This window comes from Neorhizobium sp. DAR64862/K0K3, assembly GCF_050500185.1.
Classification (GTDB): domain Bacteria; phylum Pseudomonadota; class Alphaproteobacteria; order Rhizobiales; family Rhizobiaceae; genus Neorhizobium; species Neorhizobium soli.
In genome coordinates, this window is the sequence record NZ_CP191449.1 from 1,282,124 (window position 1) to 1,301,156 (window position 19,033).

A 19,033-nucleotide genomic window follows, 5' to 3' on the forward strand; every position below is an offset into this window, starting at 1 on the left:
GATGCGCGGCCGGTCTGCGTTTCGGGCGGGTTTGGGATGATTAGGGGTGCTGTGGCTGGACAGTCGGGAACGCGGACGATACAAGCCTTTCGTCTTCGAATAACAGCATCGCACCCGGCGATAAAAAGGGCTTAGCATGAGCGGCGTGAATGAAATCCGGTCGACGTTTCTCGACTATTTCCAAATGAACGGCCACGAGGTTGTGTCCTCGTCCCCGCTTGTGCCGCGCAATGACCCGACGCTGATGTTTACCAATGCCGGTATGGTGCAGTTCAAGAACGTCTTTACGGGTCTTGAAAAACGCCCCTACACCACGGCCACCACATCCCAGAAATGCGTGCGCGCCGGTGGCAAGCACAACGATCTCGACAATGTCGGTTACACCGCCCGCCATCTGACCTTCTTCGAGATGCTCGGCAACTTCTCGTTCGGCGACTACTTCAAGGAAAACGCGATCGAGCTTGCCTGGAAGCTGGTCACAGAAGGGTTCGATCTGCCCAAGCACCGGCTGCTGGTCACCGTCTATTCGGAAGACGAGGAAGCTGCGACGCTGTGGAAGAAGATCGCCGGCATTTCCGACGACAAGATCATCCGCATTCCCACTTCCGACAATTTCTGGCAGATGGGCGATACCGGCCCCTGCGGTCCGTGCTCGGAAATCTTTATCGACCAGGGCGAAAATGTCTGGGGCGGACCTCCGGGCTCGCCTGAAGAAGACGGCGACCGCTTTCTGGAATTCTGGAACCTCGTGTTCATGCAGTACGAGCAGACGGCTCCTGGCGAGCGTTCGCTGCTGCCGCGTCCGTCGATCGATACCGGCATGGGTCTCGAGCGCATGGCCTGCGTCCTGCAGGGCAAGCAGAGCGTGTTCGACACCGACCTGTTCCAGACGCTGATCGGCACGATCGAGGATGTCCTGAACGTGAAGGCCGAGGGCAGTGCCAGCCACCGCGTCATCGCCGACCATCTGCGTTCGTCAGCCTTCCTGATTGCCGACGGCGTGCTGCCATCCAACGAAGGCCGTGGATACGTGCTTCGCCGCATCATGCGCCGCGCCATGCGCCATGCGCAGCTGCTCGGTGCCAAAGAACCGGTCATGTACAAGCTCCTGCCGACGCTGGTTCAGGAAATGGGCCGCGCCTATCCGGAACTGGTGCGCGCCGAGGCGCTGACCACGGAAACGCTGAAGCTTGAGGAAACCCGCTTCCTGAAGACGCTCGAACGTGGCCTGTCGCTGCTTTCGGACGCGACCAGCACGCTCGACAAGGGCGACATGCTTGATGGCGAGACCGCGTTCAAGCTTTACGACACCTACGGTTTCCCGCTCGACCTGACGCAGGACGCGCTCCGCGCCCGCGAAATCGGCGTCGATTTGTCGGGCTTTACCGATGCGATGGAACGCCAGAAGGCCGAAGCCCGCTCGCATTGGGCAGGTTCCGGCGACAAGGCGACCGAAACCGTCTGGTTCGAAATCAAGGAAAAGTTCGGCGCCACCGAATTCCTCGGCTATGACACCGAAACTGCCGAAGGTGTCGTTCAGGCGATCGTCAAGGATGGCAAGGCCATCGACAGTGCCTCGAGCGGCGATGCCGTTCAGATCGTCGTCAGCCAGACGCCGTTCTACGGTGAATCCGGCGGTCAGATGGGCGATGCCGGTTTGATTTCGACCGACCACGCCAAGCTTGAAGTGACCGACGTCCAGAAGCGGGGCGAGGGGCTGTTCGTCCATATCGCGACCGTCGTTGAGGGCACGTTGAAGGCTGGTGACGCGGTCATCCTCGCCGTCGATCACGCACGCCGTTCGCGCCTGCGCTCGAACCATTCCGCCACGCATCTGCTGCATGAAGCCCTGCGCGAAGTGCTCGGCACCCATGTGGCGCAGAAGGGCTCGCTGGTTGCGCCGGAGCGTCTTCGTTTCGACGTGTCGCATCCGAAGCCGATGTCATCCGAGGAGTTGCAGGTCGTCGAGGATATGGCCAACGCCATCATTCTGCAGAACGCGCAGGTCACCACGCGCCTGATGAGCGTCGACGATGCGATCGCCGAAGGTGCGATGGCATTGTTCGGCGAGAAATACGGCGATGAAGTTCGCGTTGTCTCCATGGGCAAGGCCGTCGATGGCCCGAAGGCCGGCAAGCCTTATTCGATCGAACTCTGCGGTGGCACGCATGTGAACGCGACGGGCGATATCGGCCTCGTGCGCATTCTCTCCGAAAGCGCCGTTGGCGCTGGTGTTCGCCGTGTCGAAGCGGTGACGGGGGATGCGGCGCGTGTCTATCTCGCCGAGCAGGATGAGCGCGTGAAGACCTTGTCCGGTGCGCTAAAGGTTCAGCCCGGTGAGCTTGTCTCCCGTGTCGAGGCGCTGATCGACGAGCGTCGCAAGCTCGAGAAGGAACTGGCAGACGCCAAGCGCCGGCTCGCCATGGGTGGCGGTCAGCAGGGTGGTTCTGCCGACGACATCCGTGACATCGCGGGCATCAAGTTCATGGGCAAGGCACTGGCCGGCATCGACGCGAAGGACCTGAAGGGGCTCGCGGACGAAGGCAAGGCCACGCTCGGTTCCGGCATCGTGACGCTGATCGGCGTCTCCGAAGACGGCAAGGCGAGCGCGGTCGTGGCGGTGACGCCTGATCTTATCGGCCGCTTCAGTGCCGTCGATCTGGTGCGGATCGCCTCTGCGGCACTCGGCGGCAAGGGCGGCGGCGGACGGCCGGATATGGCGCAGGCCGGTGGCCCTGACGGTGCCAAGGCCAGTGAAGCGCTGGAAGCCGTGGCCGCAGCGCTCGGCGCCTGAGGATTGGACTGATCGGGCGGCCACTGGCCGCCCGTTTCACATGAGGTTTGGACATGGGATTGAACGCGAGCGTACCAGACGAGATCGACGAGGTCGTGGATGGCCTCGTGCCGTCCCTGTTTCGGGATGCACCGAGTTCGGTCTCGTTCAACAAGTTGCGCAAGCGGCTGCTGCGGCAGGTCCGTCAGGCGTTCGACGATTTCGGCATGCTGAAGGACCAGAAACGCTGGCTGGTCGGCCTGTCGGGTGGCAAGGACAGCTATTCGCTTCTCGCCATTCTGCTCGATCTGCAGTGGCGTGGCCTGCTTCCGGTCGAGCTGCTTGCCTGCAATCTCGATCAGGGACAGCCGAACTTTCCCAAACACATCCTGCCGGATTATCTCACCTCCATCGGCGTCAAGCACCGGATCGAGTATCGCGATACCTATTCGATCGTGAAGGAAAAGGTGCCGGCGGGCGGAACCTACTGCGCGCTCTGTTCGCGGCTTCGGCGCGGCAATCTCTACCGGATCGCCCGTGAAGAGGGGTGTGATGCACTGGTTCTCGGGCACCACCGGGAGGATATTCTCGAAACCTTCTTCATGAACTTCTTTCACGGCGGACGGCTTGCCGGCATGCCGGCAAAGCTTCTGAACGACGAAGGCGACGTGATGCTGCTGCGGCCGCTCGCCTATTGCGCCGAGGACGATCTGGCGAAATTTTCTGCCGCCATGGAATTCCCGATCATCCCGTGCGACCTCTGTGGCTCGCAGGACGGGCTGCAGCGCAATGCGATGAAGGCCATGCTTGCCGATATCGAGACACGCATGCCGGGGCGCAAGGACACGATGCTGCGGGCGCTGGCGCATGTGAACCCGTCGCATCTGCTTGACCCGAAACTGTTCGACTTCTCCGGCCTCAGCGCCAACCCCGCCGCCTGATCCCCAACAAGCTGCTCCTACCACTGCAGGATCTCACACCATGACCATGCCGCTCGATATAGCCAAGCTTGCCGACATCCTGCGCCTTGCGGCGAAGGAAGAGATCCTGCCGCGGTTCCGGCGGCTTGGAAGCGGCGACGTGCGTTCCAAAAGCGAGCCGTCGGATCTGGTGACCGAAGCGGACGAGGCTGCCGAGCGTCTGATCCGCCGCGAGCTTGAAGCGCTGGCGCCTGATGCTCTGTTTGTCGGCGAAGAATTGGTGGCCGCCGATCCGTCGCTTCTCGCCAAGCTAGGAAGTTCGGATTTCGCGATCGTCGTCGATCCTGTCGATGGCACATTCAATTTCGCCTCCGGCATTCCTGCCTTCGGTGTCATGGCCTCTGTCGTCTGGAAAGGCGAAACGGTGGCCGGCATCATCTACGATCCGATGGGTGACGACTGGGTGATGGCGGAAAAGGGCGCAGGCGCCTTCCTGCGCCGTCCTGACGGCGATGCGGTGCGCCTTGCGGTCGCGGAAGCGACACCGATCGGCGACATGGTCGGAATGGCGTCACCCGGGTATTTCTTCGGCGAGGAGAGAGAGCGGCTGCTGGCCAATCTGGCGAAGGTGCGTTTCTTTGCCAACTATCGATGTGCCGCGCACGAGTATCGCACCTTTGCCGGCGGGCACGTGCAATACCTTCTCTACAACAAGCTCATGCCTTGGGATCATCTGGCGGGCACCCTGATTGCCACGGAGGCCGGCGGTTATGCGGCGCGCTTCGACGGATCCGATTACCTGCCGAACCACGTGGATGGCGGGCTGCTGGTCGCGACCTGCAAGGACAGCTGGCAGATGCTGCGCCGCGAACTCATCGGCGACTGAGCCTTCAAGGGGTCGGTCCCAGTAGAGGGCGAAACGACACCGTAAGCCAACTCCGTTGTCCTCGTTGAACCCTCGTGTATTCTGGTGCCGGAGGGCGGCATGAGGAAGCATATCCAGGTTCTCGAACGAGCGGGGCTCGTTGTCACCGAGTAGATCGGACGGGTGAGAACCTGCAGGCTTGGGAAGCACGGACTTGAGGCGGAGGCCGAGTGCGTAGAGGCGCATCGAAAGCTTCTCGAGGCCCGCTTCGAAGCATTGAATGAACTCATCAGTACCATGCGACGGGAGGCAACCGATGAATCAGCAAGTTGACAGGACATCAGTGGAGCGCAGGGGCGATCGTGAATTGGTCGTCAGGAGGACATTCAATGCGCCGCCGAGCGCCGTTTTCAGGGCGTGGAGTGAGCCCGAGATGTTCCAGGCTTGGTGGGTTCCCAAATCGGTCCCTGGCCTCTCGCTCGTATCGTGCGACATGGACGTGCGTACCGGCGGCAAGTATCGGCTGGAATTCGGTGCTGGCGGCGATTCCGATACCATGGCCTTTCATGGCAAGTATCTCGAGGTCGTACCGAACGAGCGCATTGTCTGGACCAACGACGAGGGCGAAGAGGGCGCGGTCACGACCGTGAGCCTCAAGGACCAGGGCAGCACGACGCTGTTGCGTTTCCACGAGGTCTATCCGTCCAAGGGGGCGCTTGAGGAGGCCCTGCAGGGCTCGGCGGTCGCATTGCCCGAGCAGTTGGACCAGCTCGACGAATTGCTGACCAGCAAAGCTGAGTAGCGCTGTTGCGGAAACGCATCGGGGCAACGTATGCCTCAGGCGCGCTACCCCACCGAGCTTTTCGCGGGTGGTGAAGGCAAAGCAAACCAATCTCGCGGCGCCGTTCTATGTCCGCAACGGGCCGAAAGGCGTCTTTGGCAGCTCTGCGCCAGAAGCGGACGTGCCATGTGGCAAGAGATCAAAATCCGTAGTAGATGAACCCGATGAAAATCAAAGAGAGCTTGATTGGCTTTCGCCGGTGGGAGCGGCGTCACCCCTTCTTAGGCTTCATCGCCTTCATAATCATTTCCTGCATCACCGTGCCCATATTCTTCGGCACGATTTTCTACCTCTTGTGGCCGGAGGGGTTTTGAACAGACCGGCGGTTACCGGTGGTGAACCATCGGAAGTATGACCGCAAAGGGCCGAAAGCTGACTATCTCCCTTAGAGTGTCATCTCGCCTTCTACCGAAACCGGCCCCTTCGAGACAAAGCGGATACGAAAAAGGCCGGATCGCTCCGGCCTTTTTTCGCGCTGACGTGATGGACCGTCAGGCCTTGTGGTTATGGGGCCGGAAGAGCTTTCCCTTTTCGCCGATCAGCACGAAGATCAGGCCGATGACCGAGACGGTAAAGAAGCCTGCCACCATCGGGGTTGCCGTGCCGTCGAAGGCCTGGCCGATCGATGCGCCAATGATCGCGCCGCCGACCGTGCCCATGAAGCCGAGGACGGAGGACGCGGTGCCCGCCACGTGGCCGAGGGGCTCCATTGCCAGCGAATTGAAGTTCGAGGCAATCAGGCCGAACAGGAACATGGCCATGGCGAAGAAGGCCAGGAACAGCAGGAAGGGCATCGGTTCGGATGACAGCAACTGGACGCTCAGCCACAGGAAGGTGACCACGACGAAGCCGATGATGGCGGCGTGCGACAGCTTGCGCATGCCGAGCCTGCCGACCCAGCGAGAGTTGAGGAAGGCCGAGATCGACATGAACAGAGCGACCGCAGCAAACGCCACCGGAAACCAGACGCCGAGCTGGTAGATGCCGACATAGACCTGCTGGGCCGAGTTGATAAAGCCGAACAGGGCGCCGAAGATGAACGTGCTCGCGAGCGTGTAGCAAAGCGCCATGCGATTGGTGAGCACGATCAGGAAGCCGGCGACGATGGACTTTACCGTGAACGGGCGGACATCGGCCTGATCCAGCGTTTCGGGCAGCTTGCGGGCAACCCAGATCGTGACAATGATTGCGACGACGGCGATGAAGACGAAGATCAGGTGCCAGTCACCAAACAGCAGCACGAGCTGTCCCGTTCCGGGCGCGATGATCGGTACGATCATGAACACCATCATGATGAGAGACATGACTTCCGCCATGGCGCGACCGCCGAAGACGTCGCGGACGATCGAGACGGAGATGACGCGGGTCGCAGCCGAGCCGATGCCCTGGATAAAGCGCAGGATGAGCAGGCCCGCAAAGGAGGGGACGAAAACGACGGCGATCGCGGAGACGATGTAGATGCCGAGACCGATCAGAAGCGGCGTGCGTCGACCGAAACGGTCGGAGATCGGGCCATAGAAGAGCTGGGCGATGCCGAAGCCGAACAGATAGGCCGAGACGACATACTGTCGATGGTTCTCGTTCTCGACGCCGAGTGCTGCGCCGATCTGCTGTAGTCCGGGAAGCATGATATCGATGGCGAGGGCGTTGAGTGCCATCAGAGCGGCCATCATGGCAATGAATTGTGCCCTTCCCATGCCTTGCAGCTTTGGGACAACGGGATGTGAAGGATTTGTCACGGGGGATTTCCTAAAGAATGGGAAAGGCGCCGTGGGAGCGGCGCCTTCAAAATTTTGGAGAGTATATCAAGCCGGATCAGGCTGCGCGGACGGTAATGCCCTGTTCCTCGATATGGGTTTTGAGCTCGCCCGACTGGAACATTTCGCGGACGATATCGCATCCGCCAACGAACTCACCCTTGATGTAGAGCTGGGGGATCGTCGGCCAGTTGGAATAGTCCTTGATGCCCTGGCGGATTTCCGCGTCGGCAAGAACATTCACGCCCTTGTAGTCGAGCCCGAGGTAATCGAGGATCTGGACCACCTGGCCCGAGAAGCCGCACTGCGGGAACTGGGGCGTGCCCTTGAGGAAGAGAACGACATCGTTCGTCTTGATTTCGTTTGCGATGAAGTCGTGAATGCCGCTCATGATCTTTCCTTTCACACGCGGTTTCAAGGACCGCTGCGGTGTCTTGCCCCTTAAATAGCAAGGTGACCTTACTAATTCCAGCGCAATTCCGCTGGAACTGTCAAACTGTTTACGCCTTCGCGCAACGCCACCAATGACGTGCCCCTTAGGGCTATCGGCTGCGTTGCTTGCTGCGGCTGGTGGCAGTGCGCCGGCGGCTCGTCTGCTTTTTCGCTGGCCTCGCAAGTTTTGATCGCGTTCTGGGCGTTTTGCCGGTGAACATACCCGTGGTCGCGGACCGCGTGCTTCCTGATGCAGCGGCGCGGGTCTGACGCTTTTTGCGCTTGGAAGGCGTGCGGCCGTGCGACTTGCCCAGAAGCTGCTTGACGACATCGTCCACAACGCTGGTAACGATCTGCTTGATCAGGTCGGACATCGCACCCGAAGCTCCGTTACTCTGATGGAGCGGAGGTCTGAAGCGCCAGGGCATGCAGAACGCCGCCCATATTGCCCTTCAGCGCTTCGTAGACCATCTGGTGCTGCTGGACGCGGCTCTTGCCGCGGAACGCGTCCGCGACGACCTCGGCTGCGTAGTGGTCACCGTCACCCGCCAGATCGCGGATCGTGACCTTGGCGCCGGGAATTCCGGCCTTGATCATGTCTTCGATATCGCCGGGACGCATGGGCATAGTGTCTTCCTCTTCTTCGGCCGCAGACTCATATCGCGGCATGCTTTGACCGAAAGACTGCCTGAAAGCCGTCCTCCGGTCAAAGAGGTAACAACCTCAAATCCAGATTGCTAGAGGATTTGGATCGATCGACGCCGCCCGGTCGTTGCTCATGCCATGAACGAGGGGAACCAGCTCTCGTGAGCGATGGTGAGATCCTCGACAGTGATGTCGACGATGTCATCGACGACGACGCGTTCGCCGGCGACCTTGCCGAGGCGGCGGAAGGGCACGGCTGAACCTTCGGCATTGGCCTGCAGGAAATTGGCGATGTCGGCCGGAACGGCGATCACGTAACGTGCCTGATCTTCCCCGAACAGGAGAGCATGCGACGGTCCGCGCTGTTCCGACAGGCTGACGGTCATGCCCTTTTCGGACGCCATCGCCATTTCGACGAGGGCGAGACCCAGGCCGCCGGAGGAGATGTCGTGGCAGGCGCTGACGTGGCCGTTGCGGATTGCCGAGCGGACGAAGTCACCGTTGCGGCGTTCGGCGGAAAGATCGACGGTGGGTGCTGGGCCTTCTGTCGAGCCGAGGATGTCGCGCAGGTAGATCGAGGAGCCGAGATGGCTGCCATCGGTACCGATCATGATCAGCACGTCGCCGTCGCCGGCCGAGCCGATCCTTGCCATCTTCTGCCAGTCGGGCAGCAGGCCAACGCCTGCGATCGTCGGGGTCGGCAGGATGGCGACGCCGTTGGTCTCGTTGTAGAGGGAGACGTTGCCGGAGACGATCGGGAAATCGAGTGCCAGGCACGCTTCGCCGATGCCCTTGATGGCGCCGACGAGCTGGCCCATGATTTCAGGCTTTTCCGGGTTGCCGAAATTGAGGTTGTCGGTGGCTGCGAGCGGTTCTGCGCCGGTCGCGACGATGTTGCGCCAGCATTCGGCGACCGCCTGCTTTCCGCCTTCATAGGGGTCTGCCTCGACATAACGCGGCGTGACATCGGACGAGAAGGCGAGCGCCTTGGTGGGATGGGTCTCGATGCGCACGACACCGGCATCGCCGCCGGGGCGCTGCAGCGAATTGCCCTGGATCAGCGTGTCATACTGTTCCCAGACCCAGCGGCGGCTGGACTGGTTGGCAGAGCCGACCAGCTTCAGAATGGCATCGTTGTAATCCGTCGGGGCTGCAACGTCTCCCGCTGCCAGGTCAGGGCGCGGGTTTTGCTGGATCCACGGACGGTCGTATTCCGGCGCTTCGTCGCCCAGTTCCTTGATCGGCAGGTTGGCGACTTCCTCGCCCTGATGGATGACGCGGAAACGCAGGTCATCTGTGGTCTTGCCGACGATTGCGAAATCGAGGCCCCATTTGACGAAGATCGCCTTGGCGACTTCTTCCTTCGAAGGCTCCAGCACCATGAGCATCCGCTCCTGGCTTTCCGAGAGCATCATTTCATATGCGGTCATGCGCTCTTCGCGGACCGGGACCTGATCGAGCTGCAGTTCGATGCCGAGGCCGCCCTTGGCACCCATCTCGACGGCCGAGCAGGTGAGACCGGCGGCACCCATATCCTGGATGGCGATGACGGCTCCGGTCTTCATCAGCTCGAGGCAGGCTTCCAGCAGGCACTTTTCGGTAAAGGGGTCGCCGACCTGAACGGTTGGGCGCTTCTCCTCGATATCGGCGTCGAATTCGGCCGATGCCATCGTGGCGCCGCCGACACCGTCGCGGCCGGTCTTCGCGCCGAGATAGACGACAGGCAGACCGACGCCCTTGGCTTCCGACAGGAAGATTCCGTCGGATTTTGCAAGTCCGGCTGCGAAGGCGTTGACGAGGATGTTGCCATTGTAGCGTTCGTCAAACTCGACTTCGCCGCCGACCGTCGGCACGCCAAAGGAGTTGCCGTAACCACCGACGCCGGCAACGACGCCGGAGACGAGGTGTTTTGTCTTTGCGTGGTCAGGGGCACCGAAACGCAGGGCGTTCATGGCCGCAATCGGCCGTGCACCCATGGTGAAGACGTCGCGCAGGATGCCGCCGACGCCCGTCGCCGCACCCTGGTAGGGCTCGATATAGGACGGGTGGTTGTGGCTCTCCATCTTGAAGACGACGACATCGCCGTCATCGATATCGACCACGCCGGCGTTCTCGCCAGGGCCCTGGATGACGCGCGGGCCCTTGGTGGGCAGCGTGCGCAGCCAGCGCTTGGACGACTTGTAGGAGCAGTGCTCGTTCCACATGGCCGAGAAGATACCGAGTTCGGTATAGGTCGGCTCGCGGCCGATCAGATCCAGGATCCGCTGATATTCGTCGGGCTTGAGGCCGTGGGATGCGACGAGTTCTGGCGTGATCGGGAAGCTGTTCGGAATGGTCATGATCTTCTCTATGTTGCGGAGCGAGATATGCGCCGCTCTTTAGCCTATGTCTCGACGAGGCGCGACAAGAAAATGCCGGCGCGCCACAGGCAAAAGCCGAGATCAGAACCGGTAACCTACCGTCAGACCCGCGCGGGTCAGACCATCGTTTGGTCCGTCGCAGAGATTGGCGTGAGACGAATGGCCCGCCTGCGCCAGGAGCTGCCAGTTTCCGAGAAGTTTGACGCCTGCGGCCACATATTCGTGGAAGAGCGCGCGGCAGCCAAGCTGGGGGTCGTCGCCGCTGTCCAGGTTGCCGTCATGCACCGCGCCGCCGAAGCCTGCTTCCACGAAGACATTGCGCGTGACCGGCACTGTCCACGAGAAGCCTGCATAGACCTGGCTCGTTTCGCCCGTGGTGCTGAGTTCGCCGCCGACGTGAAGACGTGGCCGCAGGACCTTCTCAACGCCCGTCGCCTGTTCACGACCGAACGGATCGGTGAGGAGCATTCCCGTCAGGAAGACGCCGTTTTCCTTGCGACCGCTGTCCAGGGAGGTGAGGACTCCAAAACGCGCGTCGTCGAACAGTTGTTCGGCAGCAACGATCGGTGTCGCGACCATGGACAGGAATGCCAAGGGTGCAGCGAGGGCGATCCGCGCCGGCAGTGTCAGGGAAATCGGCGGCAAACTACTCTCCTCGAATCGGCATTATGTTGCCGTTTGAGGAGAGAGTGGTCTGCGAAACTCGTACGGAGCTTACGCTATCGACAGAAGGCTTCTGACGGTCGAGATCAGCAGTTGGTGTTGCCAGCGGCCCAGCGTTGCACATCGGCGTTGACGCGGCCCGACACAGGCTCGCTCATCAGCGGGCCGAAGGTGGAAAGCTTGGCAGGTCTGCCCTCCGCCTGCACCACGAGAAGCGGACGGATATCGGACGAGCCCTTGCGTGTCAGAAGAAAGCGTGGACGACCGGAGAAGGACGTCAGTTCCGGCGCGAACGCGTAGGACTTGAAGGCAGGGTCGCCCGACCGGAACCAGCATCGATTGGCGCCAACGGCAACCTTTTCCATCACGTCGAGCGCCGATGCGTTGCTGACCGCTTTGACGGGTGGTTTCGACTGGCAGGACGCGAGCGCGGTCCCGAGAGCGACAAGAGAAATGGCAGTCAAAGTACGGTAAGAGATCTGCATGTCGTTCCCGGAGGGTTATGGTATTGTCTGCTACGGAGGCCTGAGACCGGTCAGGCAGCGATCACGTCGAGCGCCGAGGCAAAAAGGCCGCGACCGTCACTGCCGCCATGCGCGGCTTCGATCAGGTTTTCCGGGTGCGGCATCATGCCGAGAACGTTGCCGCGCGCGTTGATGACGCCAGCGATATCGCTCAACGAACCGTTGGGGTTGGTGCCTTCCGCATAGCGGAACACGACCTGGCCCTTGTCTTCCATGGACGCGAGAGTTTCTGCGTCAACGAAGTAGTTGCCGTCATGGTGGGCGACCGGGCAGCGGATGATCTGGCCCTTGCCATAGGCGCGGGTGAAATCCGTTTCGGCATTCACCACTTCGAGCTTCACGTCCTTGCAGACGAACTTCAGCGATGTGTTGCGCATCAGCGCACCCGGCAGCATGCCGGCTTCGACGAGGATCTGGAAGCCGTTGCAGACGCCCATGACCTTCACGCCCTGTTCTGCCTTCTGCTTGATAGCTTGCATGACCGGCATACGGGCTGCAATCGCGCCACAGCGCAGATAGTCGCCGTAGGAGAAACCGCCGGGAATGACGATCAGGTCGATATCGTCAGGGATCTCGGTTTCCGTCTGCCAGATGGTGACGGGCGCCTGGCCGGAGATCTTGGTGAGGGCGGCGATCATGTCGCGGTCGCGATTGAGGCCGGGAAGCTGGACAACGGCGGACTTCATGGGTGTGGTTCAAACCTTGCATGTGCCTCAGACAGCTCGCGCAGCTCGAGGCGGGTTTCGATACGGTCGAGACGCAGGTCGTGGCGCGCCAGTGCCGTGTGGATATTATGCATGTCCTGATGGAGCGATATCATCGCACCACGCATGGCATTCACTTCTGCCTTCAGATCCCGTTGGCCGATTTTGATGTCAGATATGTCTGCTTGCACGCGCTTCATCAGTTCGTACATGAGTTCATTCGTGACGTCGGCCATGACACACCCCGCAACCGTTACTCGATTGCGATAGTATAGTTCTCGATTACCGTGTTAGCCAGAAGCTTTTCGCACATCGACTTCAGGTCTGCTTCGGCTTTTACCTTATCGGTGCCCTCAAGGGAAAGGTCGAACACCTTGCCCTGACGAACATGGCCGACGCCTTCGAAGCCCAAGCTTCCGAGCGCGCCTTCGATGGCCTTGCCCTGCGGGTCTAGAACGCCGTTCTTGAGCGTAACGGTCACGCGTGCCTTGATCACTGAATATCCCCCGAATTACTTGACAAGAACCGGGCCGGTCCCGCGGAGCGGCTCGTTTTCGTTGATGATGCCGAGACGGCGCGCCACCTCGGAATAGGCTTCGACCAGACCGCCGAGATCGCGGCGGAACCGATCCTTGTCCATCTTTTCCTTCGTCTCAATATCCCAGAGACGGCAGCTGTCGGGCGAGATCTCGTCAGCCAGGATGATGCGCATCATGTCGCCTTCGAAAAGGCGGCCGCATTCGATCTTGAAATCGACGAGCTGGATGCCGACACCGAGGAAAAGGCCGGACAGGAAGTCGTTGACGCGGATGGCGAGCGCCATGACATCATCGAGCTCGGCCGGGTTTGCCCAACCGAAGGCGGTGATGTGCTCTTCGGACACCATCGGATCGGCAAGCTGATCGGACTTGTAGTAGAATTCGATGATCGAGCGGGGAAGAACGGTGCCTTCCTCGATGCCCAGACGTTCCGACAGCGAGCCGGCGGCGACGTTGCGCACGACGATCTCGAGCGGGATCATCTCCACTTCCTTGATCAGCTGCTCGCGCATGTTCAGCCGACGAATGAAATGCGTGGGAATGCCGATCTTGTTCAGGTGTGTGAAGAGATATTCCGAAATGCGGTTGTTCAGAACGCCCTTGCCGTCGATCACACCGTGCTTCTTCTTGTTGAAGGCTGTGGCATCGTCCTTGAAGAACTGGATCAGCGTGCCTGGCTCCGGGCCTTCGTAAAGGATCTTTGCCTTGCCTTCGTAAATACGGCGGCGACGGTTCATGATTGTTTTCTCGTTGTTGGCACCCGGGGCAGGCGCAATGGATCGTGTTTGAGGGGTCCATATCGGAAAAGATCGCATTTCACAATGCGGGGCCATCCGTCCGGTTTTCATCCCGATGAAAAAAGCTATGCCGGCTCCCTTTACCGGATAGGCCGCAGGCGACTCAGTCGCGCTATGCGGCAGAGCTCCAGCCTAGCAGGAAAAATGCGTCATGATTCCGGCGTGACCGCCGAGTTCAGGGCTTCAGTTTGCCGAGGAACTGGGCAAACACCATCGTACCCTCCGGCCATGGACCATGCCCCGATTCTTCGTTGATATGCCCGGACTCCCCCGCATCTACCAGTACCGATCCCCAGGACGCGGCGATATCGTCGGCGTGATCGTAAGAGCCGAAAGGATCGTTGCGGCTGGCGACGGTCAAGGTCGGAAACGGCAGTGGATCGCGCGGGTAGGGTCCGAAGGTCATCAGGTGCTTGGGTCTGATCTTCGGATTGGCCACCTCGGGCGGTGCGACCAGAAACGCGCCGGCGACCTTCTTCTTGAAAAGAGGAATCGCGTGGATGGCTGTTGCCACGCCAAGCGAGTGCGCGACGAGCACAACGGGTCGCGTCGAAGCATTCACTTCGTCCGCGAGCCGCTGGACCCAGTCGTCCTTGACCGGCTTTGCCCATTCCGATTGCTCGACCCGGCGGGCGGTGGCGAGTTTAGACTCCCACCGCGTTTGCCAGTGGCCTGGGCCAGAATTGGTGTAACCCGGGATGATGAGGATATCGGCTTCGGATGCTTTCATGCCGCTTATCTGTGTTTGTGTGATTTCAATATCAAGTTGCTGGTATCAGGCTTCGCCAAAGACCCGGGTAAAGATCGTGTCGACATGCTTGGTGTGGTAGCCGAGGTCGAACTTCTCACGGATCTCTTCCTCGGAAAGGGCGGCCCGGACTTCCTGATCGGCCAGCAGCTCTTCGAGGAAGTCCTTGCCTTCCTCCCAGACCTTCATGGCGTTGCGCTGAACGAGGCGATACGCATCCTCGCGCGACGTGCCTGCCTGCGTAAGCGCCAGAAGGACGCGCTGGCTCATGACCAGACCCTTGAACTTGTTCATGTTCTTCAACATGTTCTCTGGGTAGATCACCAGCTTTTCGATGACGCCGGCGAGACGGTTGAGGGCGAAGTCGAGGGTGACGGTCGTATCCGGGCCGATGGCGCGTTCGACGCTCGAGTGACTGATGTCACGCTCGTGCCATAGAGCAACGTTTTCCATCGCCGGAACCACCGACATGCGCACGAGGCGAGCAAGACCGGTCAGGTTCTCGGTCAGAACAGGATTGCGCTTGTGCGGCATGGCCGACGAGCCCTTCTGGCCGGGCGAGAAGAATTCTTCCGCTTCCAGAACTTCCGTGCGCTGCATGTGGCGAATTTCGATCGCGACGTTTTCGATCGACGAGGCGATGACGCCGAGGACCGCGAAATACATCGCATGACGGTCGCGCGGGATGACCTGCGTGGAAACCGGTTCTGCCTTCAGGCCGAGCGCTGCTGCGACATGCTCCTCGACGCGGGGATCGATATTGGCAAACGTGCCGACGGCGCCTGAGATCGCGCAGGTGGCAACTTCTTCGCGGGCTTCGAGCAGACGGGTCTTGTTGCGGTACATTTCCGCATAGAAGCGGGCGAAGGTCAGGCCCATCGTGGTGGGCTCGGCATGGATGCCGTGGCTGCGGCCGATGCGGACCGTATCCTTGTGCTCGAAGGCACGGGTCTTGAGGGCTTCAAGAACGCGATCGATGCCGGCGATCAGGATGTCGGTCGCCCGCACGAGCTGGATGTTGAAGCAGGTGTCGAGGACGTCCGAGGATGTCATGCCCTGGTGGATGAACCGGCTGTCGGGGCCGACGAATTCCGCGAGGTGGGTGAGGAAGGCGATGACGTCATGCTTGGTGACGGCTTCGATCTCGTCGATGCGCGCGACATCGAACGTTGCGCTGCCGCCCTTTTCCCAGATTGTCTCAGCCGCCGACTTCGGGATCACGCCGATCGCGGCAAGCGCGTCGCAGGCATGCGCCTCGATTTCGAACCAGATGCGGAACTTCGTCTCTGGCGACCAGATGGCGACCATCTCGGGCCGGGAATAGCGAGGGATCATGAGCGTGCGGCTTTCCTGTCAAGTGTTGCCCGGCCTGTAGCAACAAGCGGGCCAAAGCTCAATAACTTCGGGTTTGTTTGCAGGAAAGAGGCCGCCGGATGGTTAGCGCGCGCCGCTTGCCGCTGTTCTCAGTGCTTCGATATTGGTGCGATAGGCGTCGATGCCGTCACCCTTGTAGATGGCGGAGCCAGCAACGAAGACGTTGGCGCCGGCAGCGCTCGCAGCGCCGATCGTGTCCGCAGTAATGCCGCCGTCGACTTCGATCTCGATCTCGCGGTCACCGATCAGGGACTTCGTCGCGCGAATCTTGTCGAGCATGGCGGGGATGAATTTCTGTCCGCCGAAGCCGGGATTGACGCTCATGATCAGGATCAGATCGACGTCATCGAGCACGTTTTCGAGCGAGGACAGCGACGTTGCCGGGTTGAGCGTCACACCGACCTTCTTGCCGAGGCTGCGGATCGTCTGCAGGGAGCGATGCAGGTGAGGGCCCGATTCAGCGTGCACGGTAATGCTGTCGCAGCCAGCCTTGGCGAAGGCCTCAAGAAAGGGGTCGGCCGGTGCAATCATCAGATGGCAGTCGAAGAACGCATCCGTATGCGGTCGCAGCGACTTGATGACGTCAGGTCCGAATGAGATGTTGGGGACGAAATGACCATCCATGACGTCGAGATGCACCCAGTCGGCGCCGGCCTGCACGACGTCGATGACTTCCTGGCCAAGCTTGGAGAAATCGGCGGCAAGAATGGACGGGGCGATGCGGATCGGCAGGGTCATGGGATGGGTCTCCGGTTTGAGGGAGGCTTTATCATCCCGTGGCGACAGGAACAATCGCCTGGCCAGACCATCAGTCGGTGGCGGGCCCGATCTCCACAAAGTCCGTACCTTGCCACTCCACCAGACGGAACGGGTTCTGCTTCAATTCGTGGTCCGGGCCGAAGGCGACAGGACCGATCGCGGTCGTGAAGGAGCCTGCCGCAAGAGTGTCGGTCAGGGAACGACCATTGGACGTCTCGGTCACCGCCCGGTGAACAAGTTCTGTTGCCGCATAAGCGGGCAGAACGTAGCCTTCCGGCTCGACATTGCCTGCGCGTAGTTGCGTGACGGCGGTGGAAGCTTCAGGCGCAACTGCGTAATCCGGAAGGGCTGCCGCGAGCACGCCGTTGGCAAGGCCAACAGGACGGTTTGCGGCACGCAGCGCATCTCCGCCCATGACTGTCAGGGAAACGCGTTCGGCTGCAGCGTCGCGAACGATGATGGCGGTATCGTTTCGGTCGCCACCGATAAAGACATGGGTCGCGCCGGCCTTTGCCAGGCGGCGGACGAGAGCGATCTGTTGCTCCTGGCCAGGCCTGAACACGTCGGTGAACGCGGGGCGGATGCCTGACGGTTCCAGCTTCTGGCGCACGGCGCTTGAGAGCTCGCGGCCATAGATCGTGCCGTCGTCGATGAATGCGATCGGCTCGGCTTTCCAGCGGGATAGGATGGCAGCTGCAACAGCATCCGCTTCGGTGGTTTCGGTCGGTGCCAGACGGAAAAACGGCCAGTCGTTGCGAAGTGCATCCTCCATCAGAATCTTCGACCGCACCGAGACCGAAACGGCTGGAATAGCGGCGGCCTTCAGAGCGGGCATCGCCGTCGTCAGCGTTTCCACGCAGAGGAAGCCGATGGCCGCGCTGGCCTTTGCATCCGTCAGAGACTTCGATACCGCGAGCCCGCCATTCTCGTCACAGCTCTCGTCCAGCTCCACCAGCGTATCGCCATTGGCCTCGGCGGCCGCACGGGCGCCTTGGTAGATCTGGGCTCCGAGGAGGGCGTATGGACCCGATTTCGGTGCGACCACGCCGATGATCGCAGCCGATGCAGACGGAGCAGCGAGGAATGAGGCAAACAGGCCGGCTGATATCAAAGTGCGAATGTCCATGCCTTCCCTTAACTCATTGCGGCTTGCGTTCCAGCACATTTAGCTTTCCCATCCGACCGGTCAAAGAGAATCGCGTCACGACGATAAAAACTGCGCGTAGACATGGAAAAGCGCGGGTGAGGCTTCCATATCGTCACGACGCGCCGATGCGTGTTTCGAAAATTGCCGTCTGAAAGGCACCGATGACCGTCACATCCAGTCTTGATCCACTCGTCACCGCCCAGAATTGGGCCGAAAGCGGCCGCGACGTGGCGATCGCAACCGTCGTCGAGACCTGGGGATCTGCACCACGTCCGATCGGAAGCCATCTCGCGATCGATGGCGAGGGAAATTTCGTCGGCTCCGTTTCGGGTGGCTGCGTCGAGGGCGCCGTGATTACGGAGGCGATAGAGGTGATTTCGTCAGGCACTCCGAAGATGCTGGAATTCGGCGTTGCCGATGAGACGGCATGGCAAGTCGGGCTTTCCTGCGGCGGCAAGATCCGCGTCTATGTGGAAAGGCTCGGCCGATGAAGTTCGATGATCTGGCGCGTCTCAACGGCGCCCGGCAGGAAAGACGGGCCTCAGCGACAATAACCGACCTTGCGTCGGGCGAAATTTCTCTTGTTTCCGAGGAAACGGTTCCGGAGGGTCCGCTTGGTGCCGCCATCGCGGACGCGATGCGCAGCGGCAAGGCCACGAGCGTCGAAATTGACAACCGCATTCTGTTCATCAATGTCTATCTGCCGCCGCCAAGGATCGTCGTGATTGGTGCGGTTCATATCAGCCAGGCGCTCGCCCGTCTGGCGCCGGTGGCGGGCTACGACCTCACGATCATCGATCCGCGGACAGCCTTTGCCACCAAAGAACGGTTTGGTGATGTCGATGTCATCGCGGAGTGGCCCGAAGACGCGCTGAGAGAGCGACCGTTCGATAGCTATACGGCTGTCGCGGCCCTGACGCATGATCCGAAGATCGATGATTTTCCCTTGTCGCAGGCGCTGAAGGCGGGCTGTTTTTACGTCGGGGCGCTCGGTAGCCGCAAAACTCATGCGAAGCGCGCTGATCGACTGAAGGATATGGGACATTCCGAGGAGGAGATTGCCCGGATTTCAGCGCCGATCGGTCTCGACATCGGTGCTGCGAACCCGGCCGAGATTGCGCTTGCCACACTTGCCGACATCGTCAGGTCGTTGCGCCGGCGCGACCTCCTTACGCAGGGTTAGGG

22 protein-coding genes and 1 pseudogene are annotated in these 19,033 nt (G+C 60.9%); 8 read left to right on the forward strand and 15 right to left on the reverse strand.

Going from position 1 to position 19,033, the window contains the following annotated elements; all coding sequences use genetic code 11:
- Positions 1-136: 136 nt before the first annotated feature.
- From alaS to ACQY1L_RS06245, 6 genes and pseudogenes are all read left to right on the forward strand, one after another.
- Positions 137-2,794, forward strand: coding sequence for an alanine--tRNA ligase (alaS, locus tag ACQY1L_RS06220; RefSeq protein ID WP_430243357.1), 2,658 nt, complete (start codon positions 137-139; stop codon positions 2,792-2,794).
- 53 nt (positions 2,795-2,847) lie between these two features.
- Positions 2,848-3,714: a tRNA 2-thiocytidine(32) synthetase TtcA gene (ttcA, locus tag ACQY1L_RS06225; protein ID WP_430243359.1), complete on the forward strand. Its 867-nt coding sequence runs from the start codon at positions 2,848-2,850 to the stop codon at positions 3,712-3,714.
- A 40-nt stretch (positions 3,715-3,754) separates the two neighbouring features.
- Entirely contained in the window at positions 3,755-4,579 is an 825-nt protein-coding gene (locus tag ACQY1L_RS06230; RefSeq protein ID WP_430261997.1) for an inositol monophosphatase family protein, read from the forward strand.
- A gap of 96 nt (positions 4,580-4,675) precedes the next feature.
- Positions 4,676-4,891, forward strand: a pseudogene (locus ACQY1L_RS06235) (ArsR family transcriptional regulator); the annotation flags it as partial.
- Positions 4,875-5,360 (forward strand): SRPBCC domain-containing protein, encoded by a 486-nt coding sequence (locus ACQY1L_RS06240; protein ID WP_430243363.1) that lies wholly within the window; start codon positions 4,875-4,877, stop codon positions 5,358-5,360. The pseudogene ACQY1L_RS06235 and the gene ACQY1L_RS06240, both read left to right, overlap by 17 nt.
- A gap of 203 nt (positions 5,361-5,563) precedes the next feature.
- Positions 5,564-5,713, forward strand: a complete 150-nt coding sequence (locus ACQY1L_RS06245) for a hypothetical protein (RefSeq protein ID WP_174196607.1) — start codon at positions 5,564-5,566, stop codon at positions 5,711-5,713.
- 177 nt (positions 5,714-5,890) lie between these two features.
- Here the strand turns inward: ACQY1L_RS06245 and ACQY1L_RS06250 are convergent, their stop codons facing one another.
- The 15 genes from ACQY1L_RS06250 to ACQY1L_RS06320 all read right to left on the reverse strand — a co-directional run bounded on the left by ACQY1L_RS06250 (position 5,891) and on the right by ACQY1L_RS06320 (position 17,812).
- Positions 5,891-7,096, reverse strand: a complete 1,206-nt coding sequence (locus ACQY1L_RS06250; protein WP_062456653.1) for a multidrug effflux MFS transporter — start codon at positions 7,094-7,096, stop codon at positions 5,891-5,893.
- A gap of 118 nt (positions 7,097-7,214) precedes the next feature.
- Positions 7,215-7,547 carry a Grx4 family monothiol glutaredoxin gene (grxD, locus tag ACQY1L_RS06255; RefSeq protein ID WP_062456655.1) on the reverse strand — a complete coding sequence of 111 codons (333 nt, stop codon included), beginning with the start codon at positions 7,545-7,547 and terminating at the stop codon, positions 7,215-7,217.
- A 151-nt stretch (positions 7,548-7,698) separates the two neighbouring features.
- Positions 7,699-7,962 (reverse strand): hypothetical protein, encoded by a 264-nt coding sequence (locus ACQY1L_RS06260; RefSeq protein WP_430243365.1) that lies wholly within the window; start codon positions 7,960-7,962, stop codon positions 7,699-7,701.
- A 16-nt stretch (positions 7,963-7,978) separates the two neighbouring features.
- Positions 7,979-8,215, reverse strand: coding sequence for a BolA family protein (locus ACQY1L_RS06265; RefSeq protein WP_062458029.1), 237 nt, complete (start codon positions 8,213-8,215; stop codon positions 7,979-7,981).
- Positions 8,216-8,364: 149 nt separating this feature from the next.
- Complete coding sequence (gene purL, locus ACQY1L_RS06270) at positions 8,365-10,572, reverse strand: phosphoribosylformylglycinamidine synthase subunit PurL (RefSeq protein ID WP_430243367.1); 2,208 nt, start codon at positions 10,570-10,572, stop codon at positions 8,365-8,367.
- A 102-nt stretch (positions 10,573-10,674) separates the two neighbouring features.
- The gene (locus tag ACQY1L_RS06275; RefSeq protein ID WP_430243850.1) at positions 10,675-11,172 is read right to left on the reverse strand and encodes an acyloxyacyl hydrolase; all 498 of its coding nucleotides are present in this window, start codon (positions 11,170-11,172) and stop codon (positions 10,675-10,677) included.
- A gap of 170 nt (positions 11,173-11,342) precedes the next feature.
- A complete protein-coding gene (locus ACQY1L_RS06280) occupies positions 11,343-11,741 on the reverse strand; it encodes a hypothetical protein (protein WP_430243369.1) in 399 nt (132 codons plus the stop codon).
- A gap of 50 nt (positions 11,742-11,791) precedes the next feature.
- On the reverse strand, positions 11,792-12,466 hold the full coding sequence (gene purQ / locus ACQY1L_RS06285; protein ID WP_192076944.1) for a phosphoribosylformylglycinamidine synthase subunit PurQ: 675 nt from the start codon (positions 12,464-12,466) through the stop codon (positions 11,792-11,794).
- The gene (locus tag ACQY1L_RS06290; protein ID WP_209900972.1) at positions 12,463-12,720 is read right to left on the reverse strand and encodes a hypothetical protein; all 258 of its coding nucleotides are present in this window, start codon (positions 12,718-12,720) and stop codon (positions 12,463-12,465) included. Before ACQY1L_RS06290 ends, purQ begins: the two co-directional genes overlap by 4 nt.
- A 17-nt stretch (positions 12,721-12,737) precedes the next feature.
- Positions 12,738-12,980 carry a phosphoribosylformylglycinamidine synthase subunit PurS gene (gene purS, locus ACQY1L_RS06295; RefSeq protein ID WP_430243372.1) on the reverse strand — a complete coding sequence of 81 codons (243 nt, stop codon included), beginning with the start codon at positions 12,978-12,980 and terminating at the stop codon, positions 12,738-12,740.
- A 15-nt stretch (positions 12,981-12,995) separates the two neighbouring features.
- A complete protein-coding gene (gene purC, locus ACQY1L_RS06300) occupies positions 12,996-13,760 on the reverse strand; it encodes a phosphoribosylaminoimidazolesuccinocarboxamide synthase (protein WP_062456672.1) in 765 nt (254 codons plus the stop codon).
- Positions 13,761-13,995: 235 nt separating this feature from the next.
- The gene (locus tag ACQY1L_RS06305) at positions 13,996-14,550 is read right to left on the reverse strand and encodes an RBBP9/YdeN family alpha/beta hydrolase (protein WP_113110563.1); all 555 of its coding nucleotides are present in this window, start codon (positions 14,548-14,550) and stop codon (positions 13,996-13,998) included.
- Between the two features lie 45 nt (positions 14,551-14,595).
- Complete coding sequence (purB, locus tag ACQY1L_RS06310; RefSeq protein ID WP_062456678.1) at positions 14,596-15,903, reverse strand: adenylosuccinate lyase; 1,308 nt, start codon at positions 15,901-15,903, stop codon at positions 14,596-14,598.
- Positions 15,904-16,005: 102 nt separating this feature from the next.
- The gene (rpe, locus tag ACQY1L_RS06315) at positions 16,006-16,680 is read right to left on the reverse strand and encodes a ribulose-phosphate 3-epimerase (RefSeq protein WP_062580820.1); all 675 of its coding nucleotides are present in this window, start codon (positions 16,678-16,680) and stop codon (positions 16,006-16,008) included.
- Positions 16,681-16,750: 70 nt separating this feature from the next.
- Positions 16,751-17,812, reverse strand: coding sequence for a branched-chain amino acid ABC transporter substrate-binding protein (locus ACQY1L_RS06320; protein WP_371816187.1), 1,062 nt, complete (start codon positions 17,810-17,812; stop codon positions 16,751-16,753).
- Between the two features lie 197 nt (positions 17,813-18,009).
- Between ACQY1L_RS06320 and ACQY1L_RS06325 the strand changes: the two genes are divergently transcribed.
- Positions 18,010-18,339 carry an XdhC family protein gene (locus ACQY1L_RS06325; protein ID WP_062456684.1) on the forward strand — a complete coding sequence of 110 codons (330 nt, stop codon included), beginning with the start codon at positions 18,010-18,012 and terminating at the stop codon, positions 18,337-18,339.
- Positions 18,336-19,031, forward strand: a complete 696-nt coding sequence (locus ACQY1L_RS06330) for an XdhC family protein (RefSeq protein WP_113165599.1) — start codon at positions 18,336-18,338, stop codon at positions 19,029-19,031. Before ACQY1L_RS06325 ends, ACQY1L_RS06330 begins: the two co-directional genes overlap by 4 nt.
- Positions 19,032-19,033: the final 2 nt, after the last annotated feature.

Coding starts and splice junctions, on each gene's coding strand:
- alaS (WP_430243357.1), top strand. CDS start 137: ATGAGCGGCGTGAATGAAATCCGGTCGACGTTTCTCGACTATTTCCAA.
- ttcA (WP_430243359.1), top strand. CDS start 2,848: ATGGGATTGAACGCGAGCGTACCAGACGAGATCGACGAGGTCGTGGAT.
- ACQY1L_RS06230 (WP_430261997.1), top strand. CDS start 3,755: ATGACCATGCCGCTCGATATAGCCAAGCTTGCCGACATCCTGCGCCTT.
- ACQY1L_RS06240 (WP_430243363.1), top strand. CDS start 4,875: ATGAATCAGCAAGTTGACAGGACATCAGTGGAGCGCAGGGGCGATCGT.
- ACQY1L_RS06245 (WP_174196607.1), top strand. CDS start 5,564: ATGAAAATCAAAGAGAGCTTGATTGGCTTTCGCCGGTGGGAGCGGCGT.
- ACQY1L_RS06250 (WP_062456653.1), bottom strand. CDS start 7,096: ATGGGAAGGGCACAATTCATTGCCATGATGGCCGCTCTGATGGCACTC.
- grxD (WP_062456655.1), bottom strand. CDS start 7,547: ATGAGCGGCATTCACGACTTCATCGCAAACGAAATCAAGACGAACGAT.
- ACQY1L_RS06260 (WP_430243365.1), bottom strand. CDS start 7,962: ATGTCCGACCTGATCAAGCAGATCGTTACCAGCGTTGTGGACGATGTC.
- ACQY1L_RS06265 (WP_062458029.1), bottom strand. CDS start 8,215: ATGCCCATGCGTCCCGGCGATATCGAAGACATGATCAAGGCCGGAATT.
- purL (WP_430243367.1), bottom strand. CDS start 10,572: ATGACCATTCCGAACAGCTTCCCGATCACGCCAGAACTCGTCGCATCC.
- ACQY1L_RS06275 (WP_430243850.1), bottom strand. CDS start 11,172: ATGGTCGCGACACCGATCGTTGCTGCCGAACAACTGTTCGACGACGCG.
- ACQY1L_RS06280 (WP_430243369.1), bottom strand. CDS start 11,741: ATGCAGATCTCTTACCGTACTTTGACTGCCATTTCTCTTGTCGCTCTC.
- purQ (WP_192076944.1), bottom strand. CDS start 12,466: ATGAAGTCCGCCGTTGTCCAGCTTCCCGGCCTCAATCGCGACCGCGAC.
- ACQY1L_RS06290 (WP_209900972.1), bottom strand. CDS start 12,720: ATGGCCGACGTCACGAATGAACTCATGTACGAACTGATGAAGCGCGTG.
- purC (WP_062456672.1), bottom strand. CDS start 13,760: ATGAACCGTCGCCGCCGTATTTACGAAGGCAAGGCAAAGATCCTTTAC.
- ACQY1L_RS06305 (WP_113110563.1), bottom strand. CDS start 14,550: ATGAAAGCATCCGAAGCCGATATCCTCATCATCCCGGGTTACACCAAT.
- purB (WP_062456678.1), bottom strand. CDS start 15,903: ATGATCCCTCGCTATTCCCGGCCCGAGATGGTCGCCATCTGGTCGCCA.
- rpe (WP_062580820.1), bottom strand. CDS start 16,680: ATGACCCTGCCGATCCGCATCGCCCCGTCCATTCTTGCCGCCGATTTC.
- ACQY1L_RS06325 (WP_062456684.1), top strand. CDS start 18,010: ATGACCGTCACATCCAGTCTTGATCCACTCGTCACCGCCCAGAATTGG.
- ACQY1L_RS06330 (WP_113165599.1), top strand. CDS start 18,336: ATGAAGTTCGATGATCTGGCGCGTCTCAACGGCGCCCGGCAGGAAAGA.